11 protein-coding genes are annotated in these 15089 nt (G+C 37.1%); 5 read left to right on the top strand and 6 right to left on the bottom strand.

Features of this window, described 5'->3' with window-relative positions; genetic code table 11:
• Positions 1-31: 31 nt before the first annotated feature.
• A complete protein-coding gene (locus tag N0B48_RS17460) occupies positions 32-1798 on the top strand; it encodes an acyl-CoA dehydrogenase FadE (RefSeq protein ID WP_259840222.1) in 1767 nt (588 codons plus the stop codon).
• 82 nt (positions 1799-1880) lie between these two features.
• Here N0B48_RS17460 and N0B48_RS17455 read toward each other — a convergent pair whose 3' ends face one another.
• The 3 genes from N0B48_RS17455 to N0B48_RS17445 form a co-directional block, all read right to left on the bottom strand.
• Positions 1881-2285, bottom strand: coding sequence for a DUF805 domain-containing protein (locus N0B48_RS17455; protein WP_259840220.1), 405 nt, complete (start codon positions 2283-2285; stop codon positions 1881-1883).
• Between the two features lie 297 nt (positions 2286-2582).
• Complete coding sequence (locus tag N0B48_RS17450) at positions 2583-5039, bottom strand: M43 family zinc metalloprotease (protein WP_259840219.1); 2457 nt, start codon at positions 5037-5039, stop codon at positions 2583-2585.
• Between the two features lie 6 nt (positions 5040-5045).
• Positions 5046-6146: a hypothetical protein gene (locus N0B48_RS17445; protein WP_259840217.1), complete on the bottom strand. Its 1101-nt coding sequence runs from the start codon at positions 6144-6146 to the stop codon at positions 5046-5048.
• Between the two features lie 750 nt (positions 6147-6896).
• On the opposite strand from N0B48_RS17445, the gene N0B48_RS17440 reads away from it, so the two are divergent.
• The 3 genes from N0B48_RS17440 to N0B48_RS17430 all read left to right on the top strand — a co-directional run bounded on the left by N0B48_RS17440 (position 6897) and on the right by N0B48_RS17430 (position 8356).
• Positions 6897-7214 carry a hypothetical protein gene (locus N0B48_RS17440; RefSeq protein WP_259840215.1) on the top strand — a complete coding sequence of 106 codons (318 nt, stop codon included), beginning with the start codon at positions 6897-6899 and terminating at the stop codon, positions 7212-7214.
• Positions 7215-7250: 36 nt separating this feature from the next.
• Complete coding sequence (locus N0B48_RS17435) at positions 7251-7586, top strand: YegP family protein (RefSeq protein WP_259840213.1); 336 nt, start codon at positions 7251-7253, stop codon at positions 7584-7586.
• A 323-nt stretch (positions 7587-7909) separates the two neighbouring features.
• Complete coding sequence (locus N0B48_RS17430) at positions 7910-8356, top strand: phosphohydrolase (protein WP_081987452.1); 447 nt, start codon at positions 7910-7912, stop codon at positions 8354-8356.
• Here the strand turns inward: N0B48_RS17430 and N0B48_RS17425 are convergent.
• Complete coding sequence (locus N0B48_RS17425; RefSeq protein ID WP_259840212.1) at positions 8353-9069, bottom strand: DUF2490 domain-containing protein; 717 nt, start codon at positions 9067-9069, stop codon at positions 8353-8355. The two genes, N0B48_RS17430 and N0B48_RS17425, sit on opposite strands and share 4 nt — an antisense overlap.
• A 71-nt stretch (positions 9070-9140) precedes the next feature.
• Complete coding sequence (locus N0B48_RS17420) at positions 9141-10952, bottom strand: TonB-dependent receptor plug domain-containing protein (RefSeq protein ID WP_259840211.1); 1812 nt, start codon at positions 10950-10952, stop codon at positions 9141-9143.
• Positions 10953-11467: 515 nt separating this feature from the next.
• Between N0B48_RS17420 and uvrA the strand changes: the two genes are divergently transcribed.
• Positions 11468-14260: an excinuclease ABC subunit UvrA gene (gene uvrA, locus N0B48_RS17415; protein ID WP_259840210.1), complete on the top strand. Its 2793-nt coding sequence runs from the start codon at positions 11468-11470 to the stop codon at positions 14258-14260.
• A gap of 51 nt (positions 14261-14311) precedes the next feature.
• Here the strand turns inward: uvrA and N0B48_RS17410 are convergent, their stop codons facing one another.
• Positions 14312-14953, bottom strand: coding sequence for an NAD(P)-dependent oxidoreductase (locus tag N0B48_RS17410; RefSeq protein ID WP_259840209.1), 642 nt, complete (start codon positions 14951-14953; stop codon positions 14312-14314).
• Between the last annotated feature and the right edge of the window lie 136 nt (positions 14954-15089).

The raw sequence follows: 15089 nt of genomic DNA, 5'->3' as shown, positions 1-15089 counted from the left end.
TTCTTTAATCTATCAAAAAACAAAAAAACATATGGCTACATTAAAAGGAGGTGAATTCCTGATCAAGGAAATTCCTGCAAATGATATTTTCACTCTTGAAGAACTGAGTGAAGAACAAAAAATGCTTCGTGATTCTGCGAAAGAATTTATCGACAGAGAAGTAATTCCTCAAAAAGAAAGATTTGAGAAAAAAGATTATGCTTTAACTGAAGAAAAAATGCGTCAGTTGGGCGAAATGGGACTTTTAGGAGTTGCTGTTCCTGAGGAATACGGTGGTCTTGGAATGGGCTTCGTAAATACTATGCTGGCATGTGATTACTGTTCAGGTGCGAATGGTTCATTGGCTACAGCTTATGGAGCGCACACGGGAATCGGAACCCTTCCTATCCTGTTGTACGGTACAGAAGAGCAAAAGAAAAAATACCTTCCGGATCTGGCAACAGGGACAAAATTCGGAGCATATTGTCTAACTGAACCTGATGCTGGTTCTGATGCCAACTCAGGAAAAACAAGAGCTAAACTTTCTGAGGATGGGAAACATTATGTGATCAACGGACAGAAAATGTGGATCTCCAATGCAGGTTTTGCAGAAATCTTCATTGTGTTTGCTAAAATTGATGATGATAAAAACATTACTGGTTTCATCGTAGAAAAAGGAGGAACTGAAGGGCTTACTTTCGGTGAAGAAGAGCATAAACTGGGAATCCGTTCGTCTTCTACAAGACAGGTTTTCTTTAATGATATGAAAGTTCCTGCTGAGAATCTTTTAGGCGAAAGAAACAATGGTTTCAAAATCGCTTTGAATGCTTTGAATGTAGGAAGAATTAAATTGGCAGCTGCCAACCTTGACGGACAGAGAAGAATCTTAAACCACTCTCTTCAGTATTCTAATGAAAGAAAGCAGTTTGGCGTTTCTATTTCAACTTTCGGAGCGATCAGAAAGAAACTTGCAGAAATGGCAACAGGAATTTTCGTTGCTGAGGCAGGTTCTTACAGAGCTGCAAAAGACGTTGAAGATAAAATCAATGAATTGGTAGCTGGTGGAATGAATCATCAGCAGGCTGAATTGAAAGGGGTTGAAGAATTTGCTGTGGAAGCTTCTATCTTGAAGGTTTTTGTTTCAGATTTAACGCAACATACTGCTGACGAAGGAATCCAGGTATACGGAGGAATGGGATTCTCTGAAGATATGCCAATGGAAGCTGCATGGAGAGATTCAAGAATCGCAAGAATCTATGAAGGAACCAATGAGATCAACAGATTATTAGCAGTAGGAATGTTGATTAAGAGAGCGATGAAAGGAGAATTAGATCTGCTTTCTCCGGCAATGGCTATCAGCAAAGAATTAATGGGAATTCCATCATTTGATGTACCTGATTATTCAGCGTTCATGAGTGAAGAAAAGACGATTATCGCTAACCTTAAGAAAGTATTCCTTATGGTTTCCGGAGCCGCTCTTCAAAAATTCATGATGGATATTGAAAAGCAACAACACTTATTATTGAATGCATCTGAGATCCTTAACCAGCTTTATATGGCAGAATCTGCTGTACTAAGAGCTGAGAAACATTTCTCTCCTGATTCTGTAGAAGCAGCAATGGCACAGCTTAACATTTACAAAGCTGTTGAAAAGGTCATCGCAGCAGCTAAAGAAGGAATTATCTCTTTCGCAGAGGGTGATGAGCAGAGAATGATGCTGTCAGGTCTGAGAAGATTTACAAAGTATACCAATCATCCTAATGTAGTAGCTTTAACTGAAAAAGTAGCAGCACACTATATTGCTAAAGGTCATTACTAAATATCAGTTTGAAATATAATAGTAAACGCTCCAAGTTTTTGGAGCGTTTATTATATTAATATGGGTTGTAATTCTTTTGAAATTACATCTGTTTTTGTCCAATTTCATTTATTTCATTGAAATTTTCTTTAGGATTTACCCCATACTGATTAGCTCCCGGAGTTCCGTCTGTTGCTAAAAGTACAAGTAACCAAATAGTTCCAACAAGTGGAATCAAAGAGATAAAAACCCACCATCCGCTTTTATCGACATCATGTAATCTTCTAACCATAACAGCTAGTCCCGGAATAAAAGTAGCTAGTCCATAGATCAAATAGATAAATCCATAAGGGATCTCCTGATTAAATTTCAATCCTAACAGATTATCTAATACTGCAGCTACAATTGCGAAAATCATATTAAACAATACGTACATCCAGTATTCGGTTCTTCTGGCTCTTCCTGTAAAATCAGCATACTGTTTTAATACTTTTAAATACCATTTCATAGTTTTGTCGTTTTTTTTTGTTAGGCCCAAAAATAAAGTTTTTTTTCAGATCCCCAACTACTTTTTATTTTTATTCGGTACAACTAAAAATTTCGTTCCCTAAAAGATATAATTGCCCAAACACATCAGCTACCAAAACTGAAATAATTCAGGATATTTTTTTGTTTATTGAAAACCTGCGTGAAGTAAACCAACCAACCGAATATAGTGGCTTTAGTCTTTTATACATAGGGTAAAAGCTGCGCGGATTCGCGCAGCTTTTTTCATACATAATAACTTTACTATAATCTGAAATTCTTACTGCTTATTTGATAAGATTTTTACTTGTTTTGTTTCGCGTTCTCCGGTGTAGGATAATATATAAAGTCCATTTTTTTCAAAAAAACGGGGTTCTATCTGAAAATAGTTTTTCCCTTTTTCCACTACAACATCTTTTTCATAAACCAAAGTCCGGTTATGATCAAATACCTGAATCTTTGCTTTTTCTGATTGATCCGAAATAACTTCTGCCTGATAAGCCCCATATTTAGAATCTGGATATATCATCCTGACAGACAGTCTGGAAACATCAGATCCCGTACTTTTTCTTCTCAGCTCACCTCTTCTCTGATCATCAACAACGATGTTTATATCATTCGGATCGATATCATCTGAAGTAAAAACGGTATTGAATAAGCCAGGCTTTGTATTGATTCTGTTAGTCATCCGGTTAGCCTGCCCTTCAGTAAACAACCACCTGCAAGGCCCGTAATCCATAATGTTTTCTACCTGTCTTCTGGTTCCACTGCATGACGTAAAATTTTGACATGGATTAGTGATACCGCTCTCATTGGCACCTCCGGGATCCGTTAAATACCAAAGCGAACCTTCCGCCGGTGGTGTATCTGAAACATGATCACCTCCGTTGTTCTGGGCACATCCCCCTTCAAACGGATGGTCTAAATTAAAGTAATGACCAAATTCATGGGCCAGGGTTGCTCCCGGGCTTCCATAGACAGAAGGACTATCATTGAACATTCTGCTATAGGAAAAAACAGTAAAATCCGAAGTGTTTATCACCGCACTTCCATTACGCGACATTCCCCGGATTACCCTTACATTAGTAGTATTGGCAGGATAAAATCTTGCTAGGGAGTGGATGTAAATTAACTGCATGGTTTCACCATTATTCTGATCTACACTTGCTTCAGATTTAAAAGCATCGTTATCAGCATTTACCTGATAATTATAGCTTTCTTTGCTGCCTTTTTTTATAATTAAATCAACATCTTTAAATAAAAATCTAGGGTTCCCGATTTCAGCTGTTATTTCAGCACTTTTTGTTTTCCCGGTTTTTGCCGCATAAAAGGTATTGGTTTCTTTAATGTAAGTTCCTATTTTTTCTTTATAAAAGCTGGCATTCTGATGATCATTAGGGGATTCTAAAATAGTTACTTTCAATTTTTTTATGATCTTATATTCTTCAAGATTCTTTCTGGTATCCACAAAATGGATCATATTATTGGCCATTCCGGGTATTTTAAAATCATATAAAGTAGCGTCCTTAATACTAACTTTTACAATCACCGGCTGTCTCCCAGTAGTTAAAAGAGTTTTAACCTTCTGACATGGTTCAGTTCCCGGAAAATTTACCAACCACTTCCACTGGAGCCATTTAAGAAATCTTAAAGGAGCATAGTCACACTGCGATTCCCAACCGCTTTTAGAAGTTGCTCCCAATAATTTTACATTATTCGATTCAGTTTCTGCTAATATCTGAGCAACACCTGCTTCATTTATTACAAATCCGTAAGGAACTTTATTTGTTTTTTCTATATAATTATTAACATCAGTAATATCGCTATAAGCTCTATATACTAACTTATCTTTAGATACCGCTGCAGTTGAATATAATTTTTGAATTCCATCAGTCTCCCGGCTATCATATGCAAAAGCTTCAATTTCAATTTTACCTCCTTCTTTGTCAATGGTCCCTTTAATACCTCCAGACACATCAGAGTTTAATCCTAATAAACTGCTATAGTCAAGAGTGGCCATGTCTTCTTGAGAAATAGAAGGATTTGTTTTTGCATTTAACGAGTAAAACACTTTCTCACCCACCACCTTGATCTTTTTGTTTTTATAGACTTTGGGAGTACCTGAAAAACCTTTAATTTCACTAAAAGGTGTTTCCAAAACATACTTCGGAACATGGTAAAAACCAATCTTTGCCAGTTCTTTTTCTAATACAACAACAGCCGGTTCCGAACCGTTGAAACCGTAGATAATAATTTTCCCTAACCCGTCTTTCCTGATCATTCTGGCTATTTCCTCAGCTGTATTTTGCTGAATGGATGATCCCATTAACGTGATATTATTCACTTTATCACTCGTGACATACTTTGCAAGGTTTAAATTTCCGTTATACGCCGAAACCGGAATTCTATTAGGTATTTTTTTTTGTGCATCCGGACCTTTACTTACCAATTGATATTGATGGTTAATATTGTAAGCACTTTTAAAGCCCGATACCGTATTTCCAGTAACAATTCTTCCTTCACCGTAAAAATCAATAATGTTAATAAATGAAGAAGTTCCAGGTATTGAAGTTACAGCCCCATCTGAGTATTCCTGATCAGAATAAGCATATGCCAAATTGATATTGGTCGTATAGTTGGCACCACTACTTGCCTGCCATGTAGCTCTGGTAGCACCTTGCGAAAAAAGCAGCATTGTGCCTGCAAGGATAAGAACAAATAATAAATACTTTTTCATAATGTATTATTTATTTTTGAAACCGTTTGCTTCCCCTTCCAACTTTTTTATTCTTTCGTTTAAAGAAATCACATGCAACGTAAGCTCTTCTATTTTCTGCATGAAAATCATATTCATCTGATGCGCCGTATAGCCGTTTTCCTTTATATTTTTTTCTGAAGGTACGTCTGGCAGGTGTCTGTTCTGCTCAATATGGGCTTTTACTTCCTCTAAACTTTTTAAATGATAATCCGGATGAAAAACCTCATCCTTCCATGTGGCAACACTGGCAAATGCAAAATCTTCTGAAACAATACCTTTTTCAACCCACAGACTGTATTTGGTTAAATATTCAGGTTTAAATTTGGCTAATGATCCCGCTGCCGCCAACTCTGCTTTTGCTCCAATATAAGTAGCTCCTGCTATAGTTAAAGCTGCGTTAGTAACCTGCTTGTCCGTATTGATGGAGACCTGGGCCAAGTCATTTCCTACCCCATAATCAAAGATGACCTTTTTAATTTCTGTTTCAAAAGTATCACCAGTAATTGTCAACTCATGCTTTCTATCCCCATTTGCATCAAAACGCAGGTCATTGTAGCCTAGTAATTCATCTAAGTTGACAATATCTGCTTCTTTGATTGTCCCTCCCAGGTGGCCTAAGGTAATTTGTCCATCACTATTAATACTTAATGCAGGTTGTCCATAACCCGTAGTTGAAGAATTTACAAATATCTCAACTGCTTTACCACCCATTGCTAATGTTCCCACTCTATTAGGTTCATTTCCCATTAACTCTATCCAACTATAGCTATTAAAAACATCCGTATTGTGATGAATCCCAATCTTATTTTTACTATTATTAAAATTAAGATTCCCAAAAAGACTTAAATTTTTCGCCTCAGTTAGCTGCATCATAAGATCCGTGCTATTGTTACCCCCATTATTCCACCATCTGAAACCATCTCCAGTTTGGTTATTGTTATCATCAATAGTCCATGACCAACCTGGTTCATTAATGAGGTCATCTCTTGAATCATTAGATGCGGCATTTTGAGCATTAGTGTATGAAAATAATGACAGAGAAATTCCTACTAATAAAATCTGAAGTTTTGTGTGTTGTTTTTTCATTTTGATTTTGTTTTTTAGTGTATTAGACAAAGAATTTGAAATCACAGGAAACTTAAATGATGTTCAATCCATGCGATTGATATGAATTGGCAGTAATTTTATTTTTCCTGCCGAATACTGATAAAAATAAAATAAAAACAAAAACAAAATCCATCAAATAAATTAAAATAATCTATAATAATTATGTAATTTTTATTGAATTATAATTATTTTAACACAATTTAATACAAATATATAATAACAAAACTTATATATCTATTTATAAATAAAATTTTCACATAAACACAAAATAAACCTCTTAATTACATTTAAAACAATAGAAGTCATAATGGAAATTCCAATTTCATAGAACCCAGCGCGGTTTATATCACCAATTGATGAAAATTAGATTCAGAATCGTTTAAATAGGTTTAATAACTTTTTTCAGTAATTATACGATCAACTCCTTCCATATCCGAATTTTTTGGCATTTCTCGCACCAGAGCGTTGTTTTCGCTATTTAATAAGCGAAAATGGTCGGAATAAAATGTTTTGTACGGGAAGCAGCGCGAAGCTTTTTTGTTATTTTTCAATTTTTTTGTTACTTTTAATTATTAAATAGGATCAAAAGTCATTTAATTTTTCAAAATGATAAAGACGAGTCGCTTTACTATGATAGTCATATATCATTTTTATCTGCCGATCCGAAGAAGAAAATAATAAACTCTGAATGGAATTTTACTAAATTATAAGTCCAAAAAAGATAAAAAAATGAAGTTATCATCATCATGCTTGTTATTCTTGTTCAGTACAATGGCTTTCGCTCAGCAGAAAGAAGATAAAAAACAGCTGCTTCCAAAGATTGACACCACAAAGGTTCTTAAATACAAAAGCCTTGAAGAAGCACAGGCGAAGGTCAAAACAGATGAAAAGCAGCAGTATAAAATACTCGTCGCTACTCCAAAAGACACATCGCTGTACATGGCGTTAAAAGAAGCCAAACGGGATAACTCAAAATACAGGATACTTAACAGCTCAACTCCTGAAAAACCAATACCTGACACAAAAAAGGCACAGCCTTCCAAATAATTAAAAAAACTAATCAAACCACAAAAACCAATTACTATGGGAAAATTCATTATCTCGCAGAGAACAGACAGTGATTTCAAATTCAATCTGAAAGCCGGCAACGGACAAGTGATTTTAACCAGCCAGGGATACGGCTCAAAATCATCATGTGAAAACGGAATAGAATCTGTACGCACCAACTCGCAGGATGATTCTAAATTTGAAAGAAATACAGCAAAAGACGACCGCTGCTATTTCAATTTAAAAGCCGGCAACGGACAGGTGATAGGAACCAGCCAGATGTACGAATCTGAAAACGGAATGGAAAACGGGATAGAATCCGTAAAAAACAATGCACCAGGGGCTTCTGTAGAGGATGAAACCATTATTTAAACTGAGTTCGGGATAAGACATTCCAGTTTTTATCCTGATGCAAGGAAGTCAGAAGCTGGAAGAGGGAAGTTATTGAAATCCAAAGATAGAAATACAGGGTGTTTTTATTCATCTTCTTAAAACTACTTCAATAAATTTAAAAGAAATTGTTAAGTACTTACTGCCCAATAGTAACTTCCATCCTCAAGCTTCCATCTTCCAGCCTTTTAATCTTAACTTTTTAGCCCGAAATCAGGTTATTTGATATTCCTTAAAATAATCTCAATAAAAATGTCTTATTTTTTAAGGCATTTTTTATTTTTGTATTCTATTTTCTATTTGAAATGACAAAAGACGAAATGCTCAACAGAGCCATAAAGATAGCTGATAAAGCACACAAAGGACAAACCGATAAATACCACGCTCCTTACATCGCTCACGTAATGCGTGTCATGGAATACGGTAAAACAATGGACGAAAAGATCGTTGGCGTTCTTCATGACGTAGTGGAAGACCACCCGGAAGAGTTCAGCCTGGAATATTTAAGAACGGAAGGTTTTCCCGAATACATTATTTTTGCCATCAGCTGCCTTACCAAATTTGATCCCGAAGAAGACTATGATGAATTCGTTAAAAGAACGGAAAGATCACCTTTGGCTGTCGCTGTAAAACTAAATGATCTCCGTGACAATATGGATCTCCGAAGAGTCAATAGAGAGCTTACTCCCAAGGATATTAAAAGATTCAACAAATACCTGAAAGCGTATCATTATCTGATAGAGAAATATTAATCCGCTCCCGGGAAGTCATACGTTTTTGTAGGATGATCCGTACCGTCGATATTGATGTTTAAAGCCAGATAGATAAAGTGTAGGTTTTTATTCCCTTTTGCTTCAAATTCACGCTGCCAGAGATAACCTGTCAGGATTCCGAAATGGTCATCGATCTGATAGCCAAAACCGCCATACACCCTGTTTCTTGCGAAAGTAGGCTTCATCGGGCTTACCAAAAAGATTTCGTCATAAGCATTCGCGAAAACGGTTCCTTTTTTGACAGTTTTTGCATTCAGGGGAACACTGATGTTCAGGCGGTATCTGTAACGCATTCTCTGGGAAGCTTTATCTGTTGCCGGCTCGTAAAACCAGCTTTTCTCCGCTCTGAAACGGTTTTCAAACTTCACGATTCCTTTTTTGAGATCAATCACGTCCTGCAGCCATACCCTGAACTCTTCTCTGCTCAGACTGTGTTCCTTGTAATTCACATATCTCCCAAGACCTACGAAAGGCTTGTGGTTTTTGGTCAGGTTGTAACCAACTCCTCCTTTGATCTCGTAATAATCCGGGTAGGTGTAATCTTCGTTACCTCTTAACTGTCCTTCTGCGTAAAGAAAAAATTTCGGATGAAACTTATAGGTTAGAGTCACTGCATTGAAGCTGGAAATGTGTTCCTGTGCTTTTAAAAAGGTCATACTCAAAAGTAAACTCAGACTTAAAAAAAGTTTCATAAAAAATTTTTGCAAAAATAAATTATTTAACAATTTGTTAATGTTAACTTTCATTCATTTCGAATTAACATTTACTTAATATTGATCGTATACGAGAAGCCTAAATGGAACCATCTCTGAGGCATTCCAACCCCAAAAGCTTCCGTATATTTTGTGTTCGTCAAATTATTGATCAGCACATACACCGAAAAGTCTTTTTTGACAAAACTCAGCTTTTCATCAAGGAGATTATAAGTCCCCAGATTCATTCTTTCATTATATCTGTAAACCAATTCGTTCGTGAAATAGTTCAGGAATTTCGTCTCCAGTTTAGCCACCACCTGATGCTTCAGATTGTCCAGAATATATCTTGAAACAAATTCATTGGATTCTTTCATTTTACTGTCCAGATAGGTATATCCTACGGTGTATTTCAGCCAGCTGAAAGCTCTGTGGCTCAATTCAATTTCAACTCCTTTTGTATCAATTTTTCCTACATTCTGAGCGTACCATATTGGATCTGTCAGGCTTTTTTTAACCCAGTCGATAGAATTGTTAGAATTTCTCATAAATCCACTCACTTTAGCCAGAATCCTGCTATCCTGATATTGGTAACCAACTTCAGAAGAAACGGCATTTTCAGGAAGAAGACCTTGATTTCCCTGCTCGGTTTTGCTTACATAATAAAGGTCGGTAAAGGTCGGAACACGGTGAACCTTTGCAATATTTCCGTAAATCTTATTATTCTGATTGAAATTATAACCTACGTCTAATCCGGGGTAAAAAAAGTTCCCTTCTTTGGAATAATTCGCCCATGAAATTCCCGGGCTGATGTTCAGTTTTTTATCCAGTAATGAAAAATGATGCTCAAAGAAAACCTGTGAAACAAAGCGATTTCGCTCGCCTAAATTATTACTCGCCAGAAATTCCTTTCTCAGTTCCACACCCACACCGGTCGTTCCTAATCCCCACTGATAACTGGAATTCACTTCTCCACCTACATTATTCCCGATATGCATATTTCTGTAACCATCAGGCTTATTTCTGTCGTACAGATACATATCCTGTCCTCTTCTCCAGTAGGCATTGGAGCTAAGTTTTAAAGCCCCAAACGTTTGCTGATGCGCTAAGCTTACTATGGAAGCCTGTGTTTCTTCATACTGTTCGGTCGCGCTTTTAGACGCATAAAAACCATTGGCCCCGAATTTCTTTTCAGAAAAACCGGCCTGCAGCTTCAGATCTCCGTTTTTAATGTTCAGTTTGCTTTGGTAGAAAACATTTCGGATCTCGTAATCCGTATTGTACATATAACCTTGTGATGAAGCAGAATTAGCCTGAAGAGAATTGGAGAATTTTTCATTGCCCAACTGCGCATTGAATCCGAATCCGTACGTTTCGTAATCTCCGCCATCAGCACTTATTTTCACTCTTTTTCCAGGAGTTGTTTTGGTAATAATATTGATAACACCTGCATAGGCATTCTGTCCGAATCTTCTGGCAGCCGGACCTTTTATGATCTCGATCCTTTCCACATCATCCATATCTACGGGTACATTCATTGAATTGTGACCCGTTTGGGAATCGTTCATTCTGATGCCGTTCAGCAACAACAAAACCTGCTCAAAAGAACTTCCTCTGAAGCCTATATCACTTTGTACGCCATTGGCTCCTCTCCTTCTGATATCCATTCCCGGAACCTGCTGAAGAACTTCATCGATACTTTTTGCCGGAGAATTGGCAATATCTTCTTTGGTAATGACCGTTATATTCTGATTGGCACTTTTGTAAGGTGTGGAGATAAATTTTCCCTGAAATTCAATGCTTTCAATATCCGTTGTTTTTTCCTGTGCATGGGCGCAGAGCATTGACCCCAATAAAAATATACTCCCAATCTTTTTGATCATAATAGTTGCCGTTTTTGTTCGTAATCAGTTTCTTTAATAATGGCTTCAAAAGTAAGAGAGTTCCGGAAGACAGGCAAATGATAGTTATCATAAAAAAAAAGATGCAGTATGGCTATACTGCATCTTTTACGGGAAGTGACTTTTTTATCTTTTTCTCATTAAATGTGTAACTAGATCTCTGAATAATTTTATCATTTCTATATTACAAATTTATGAGTACAATTTTAAATAATTTTAAAACACAAAACAATAGTAAATGGTAAAAATATAACGAAAATCATAAAACGATGAAAAATATCATGAAAACACCCCACTGATATAACCTTATGACTGATAATTATTTATTCACAGATAACCCTTTTATTCCTCAATAAATCAGTCTTCTTTTCCCGGCATGACTCAGGATAATATATTTATATCCAGGAAATATTTAAGCATCTTATTTCCGCTAAAATTTCGTAATTTTGTGGGTCTTATTTTTTTAAGATGCAAACAATCTTTTTCAAAGATAAAACATGGCTAAAACAATAGAAATAGATATAAAAAAACAGATCTTCGTTAAGAATGCACACCTTAACAATCTGAAGCATATAGATGTTCTGATCCCGAAAAATAAACTCATCGTGATCACAGGAGTTTCCGGAAGCGGAAAGTCTTCTCTGGCATTTGATACTATTTATGCTGAGGGACAGAGAAGATATGTAGAGAGTTTAAGTTCCTATGCACGTCAGTTTTTGGGTAAACTTGAAAAACCAAAAGTGGATGATATCAAAGGGCTTGCACCTTCCATTGCCATTCAGCAGAAAGTGATTTCTTCCAATCCGCGTTCTACAGTAGGAACTTCTACAGAGATCTATGATTATATGAAGCTTCTTTTTGCAAGAATCGGGAAAACCTATTCTCCGGTTTCCGGCGAAGAAGTGAAAAAAGATTCCGTTTCTGATGTCATCGATTTTATCAAGGCTTCCAAAAAAGAGACTTCATTTTTATTGACGGCTCCTTTGGAATATGACGCAGATAATTTTAAAGAGGCATTAAAAGTTTTAAAGCTGGCAGGTTTCACAAGACTTGAAATCAATGGTAACGTAGCCGGTATTGAAGATCTGGAAAGTTTTGGTTTCACCCCTGAAAAAGGAATGGTGATTAATCTGGTGATCGACCGTTTTTCTTATGAAGAAGACGAGAGCTTTCTACAGAGACTTGCAGACTCCATTCAGATGGCGTTTTACGAAGGTCATGGCTATTGTGCACTGAAAAATGCAGATACCGGAAAAGCAAAAGAGTTTTCCAATAAATTTGAGCTGGACGGCATGGAATTCCTTGAACCGAATGTTCATTTTTTCAGTTTTAATAACCCTTACGGAGCATGTCCGGCATGTGAAGGCTATGGAAAAGTGATCGGAATCGATGAAGATCTTGTGATTCCCAATAAAACCTTATCCATTTATGAAGACGCTGTAGTATCCTGGAGGGGAGAAACGATGAGCGAATGGAAAAAGGCATTCATCAAAAAAGCAGAAGACTTTCCTATCCATAAGCCGTATCATCAGCTGACCAAAGAGCAGAAAAACTTCCTTTGGAAAGGTGACGGAAAAAGCAGCTTCCCATCCATCAATAATTTCTTCAAAATGCTTGAAGAAAACCTATACAAAATCCAGTACCGCGTTATGCTTTCCCGATACAGAGGAAAAACGCTCTGCTCTACCTGCGAAGGTCTGAGGCTGCGTGAAGAAACGACGTGGGTAAAAGTAGACGGACACAATATCCAGTCGATGATTGAGCTTCCGCTTGATGAATTGCATCCTTTAATAGAAGGACTGAAACTTTCTGAGCATGATCAGGATGTGGCCAAAAGATTGTTGTATGAGATCAAAACACGTATTGAATTTTTATTAAAAGTAGGCTTGGGTTATTTGACTATTAACAGAACATCCAATACGCTTTCTGGCGGGGAAAGTCAGAGAATCAACCTTGCTACAAGTTTAGGAAGTTCACTGGTTGGATCTATTTATATTCTGGATGAACCTTCCATTGGTCTTCACTCAAGAGATACTGAAAATCTGATCGGCGTTTTAAAGAACCTTCGTGATCTGGGAAATACGGTAATCGTTGTGGAACACGATGAAGACGTAATGAAAGCCGCAGATTATATTATCGATATCGGTCCGGAAGCAGGTTATCTTGGAGGTGAACTGGTTTTTGCAGGAGACTATCATGATCTTAAAAATGCAGATACACTGACCTCAAAATACCTGACCGGAAGAATGGAAATTGAAGTTCCGAAAAAGCGAAGAAAAGCCAAGGAATGGATCCATATCAAAGGAGCAAGACAGAATAATCTTAAAAATATAGATGTAGATGTACCTCTGGAAAGCCTTACGGTGATCTCAGGAGTTTCCGGAAGCGGAAAATCTACGTTAATGAAAGAAATTTTAACCAATGACATCCAGATCCAGCTTGGAATGGGTGGCAAAAAAGGAGATTATGATTCTGTAGAATTTCCAAAGAAACTTATTAAAAACATCGAGCTGATCGACCAGAATCCAATCGGGAAATCATCAAGATCCAACCCGGTTACTTATTTGAAAGCCTATGACGACATCAGGGATCTTTTTGCCAAGCAGAAAGTATCAAAAATGATGGGTTATAAGCCTAAGCATTTCTCTTTTAACGTAGATGGCGGAAGATGCGACGAATGTAAAGGTGAAGGAGTGATCAATGTTTCCATGCAGTTCATGGCAGATATTGAGCTGGAATGCGAAGTATGTAAAGGAACCCGTTTCAAAAGCGAGATCCTGGAAGTGAAATTCGACGAGAAAAGCATTTCTGATATTCTTCATATGACCGTGGATGAATCGCTGGAGTTCTTTAAAGATAATAACGAAGAAAAGATCGTGACCAAACTGAGACCGCTTCAGGAAGTAGGTTTGGGTTACTTACAGCTGGGACAGAGCTCTTCTACCCTTTCGGGAGGTGAGGCACAGCGTGTAAAACTGGCTTCTTTCCTTGTTAAGGGAGTGACGACAGATAAAACCTTATTTATCTTTGATGAGCCTTCTACAGGACTGCATTTCCATGATATTCAGAAATTACTGAAATCGTTGCAGGCTTTGATTGATCTTGGACATTCCGTGATCGTTATCGAGCATCAGCCGGATATTATCAAATCCGCGGATTATATTATCGATATTGGCCCTGAGGCAGGGAAATATGGCGGCGAAGTTGTTTTTGCCGGTACCCCGGAAGATCTGGCGAAGGATAAGAAATCGCATACCGCGAAATACATTAAGGAAAAACTTGAAAACTAAATATAAATAGAGAGCCGATGGCTCTCTATTCTTTTATAGGAAGGTGAACTTTTATTCCTTTACATTATACAGAAATGGACTTTGCTTAGTATAAGTTTCATCCTCAATCTGGGAAACCAGAAATTCAGACAGGTCTGCAGCACTGATCTGTTCGCCTTTACAATCTGTCAGATTCGTTTCTGTTTTGAAATGCTCTGAAGTCGGAATGATTAAAGGAAGTCTTACCAATATCCAGTCCAGATTACTGTTTACAAGGATCTCATATTCATCCTGCTTATCCTGTGTGGTTTTGGGATAATTCTGATACATCCAGTCTGTGGCGGCTTTTACCTTTTCATTCTTATGATCAAAAGGAGTATCAACATTCACGCCGGTGATTGCGATATATCTTTTGATTCCATGACCATTCATAGACTTTATAATATTGTTTGTGGCATCCGTGAATATTGATTTCTCTCCGACAGGCTGTCCTATCTTACTGATCACAGCACTGCAGCCTTTAATAAGATGATTTATAGCGTCGAAATCTCTTGCATCCCCTTTTATAATTTCAATTAAAGGATTCTGAAGGGTAAAATTTTCCGGAGTCCGGAGAAGTAATTTCATAGGATATTCTTTTTTAAGAAGTTCCTGAACCAGATAATGTCCGGTTTTTCCGGTTCCACCTATTACGGCAATGGGAGTTGTTTTCATAATGATCTCTTTTGTCTGTAAAGAAATATGGGCATAGCGAATAATGCGTGCGCTTACCGTCAATTTTCTTTATCGTTAAATAAAATAATAGTAAGGTCAGGTCCAGACAATTTGAACCTTAGGATTTCAGACGATT

It is taken from the genome of Chryseobacterium herbae, assembly GCF_025154075.1.
GTDB classification, from domain to species: Bacteria; Bacteroidota; Bacteroidia; order Flavobacteriales; family Weeksellaceae; genus Chryseobacterium; species Chryseobacterium herbae.
Note: the sequence above shows the minus strand (reverse complement) of the source record. Positions and strands in the feature narration are given on the sequence as shown.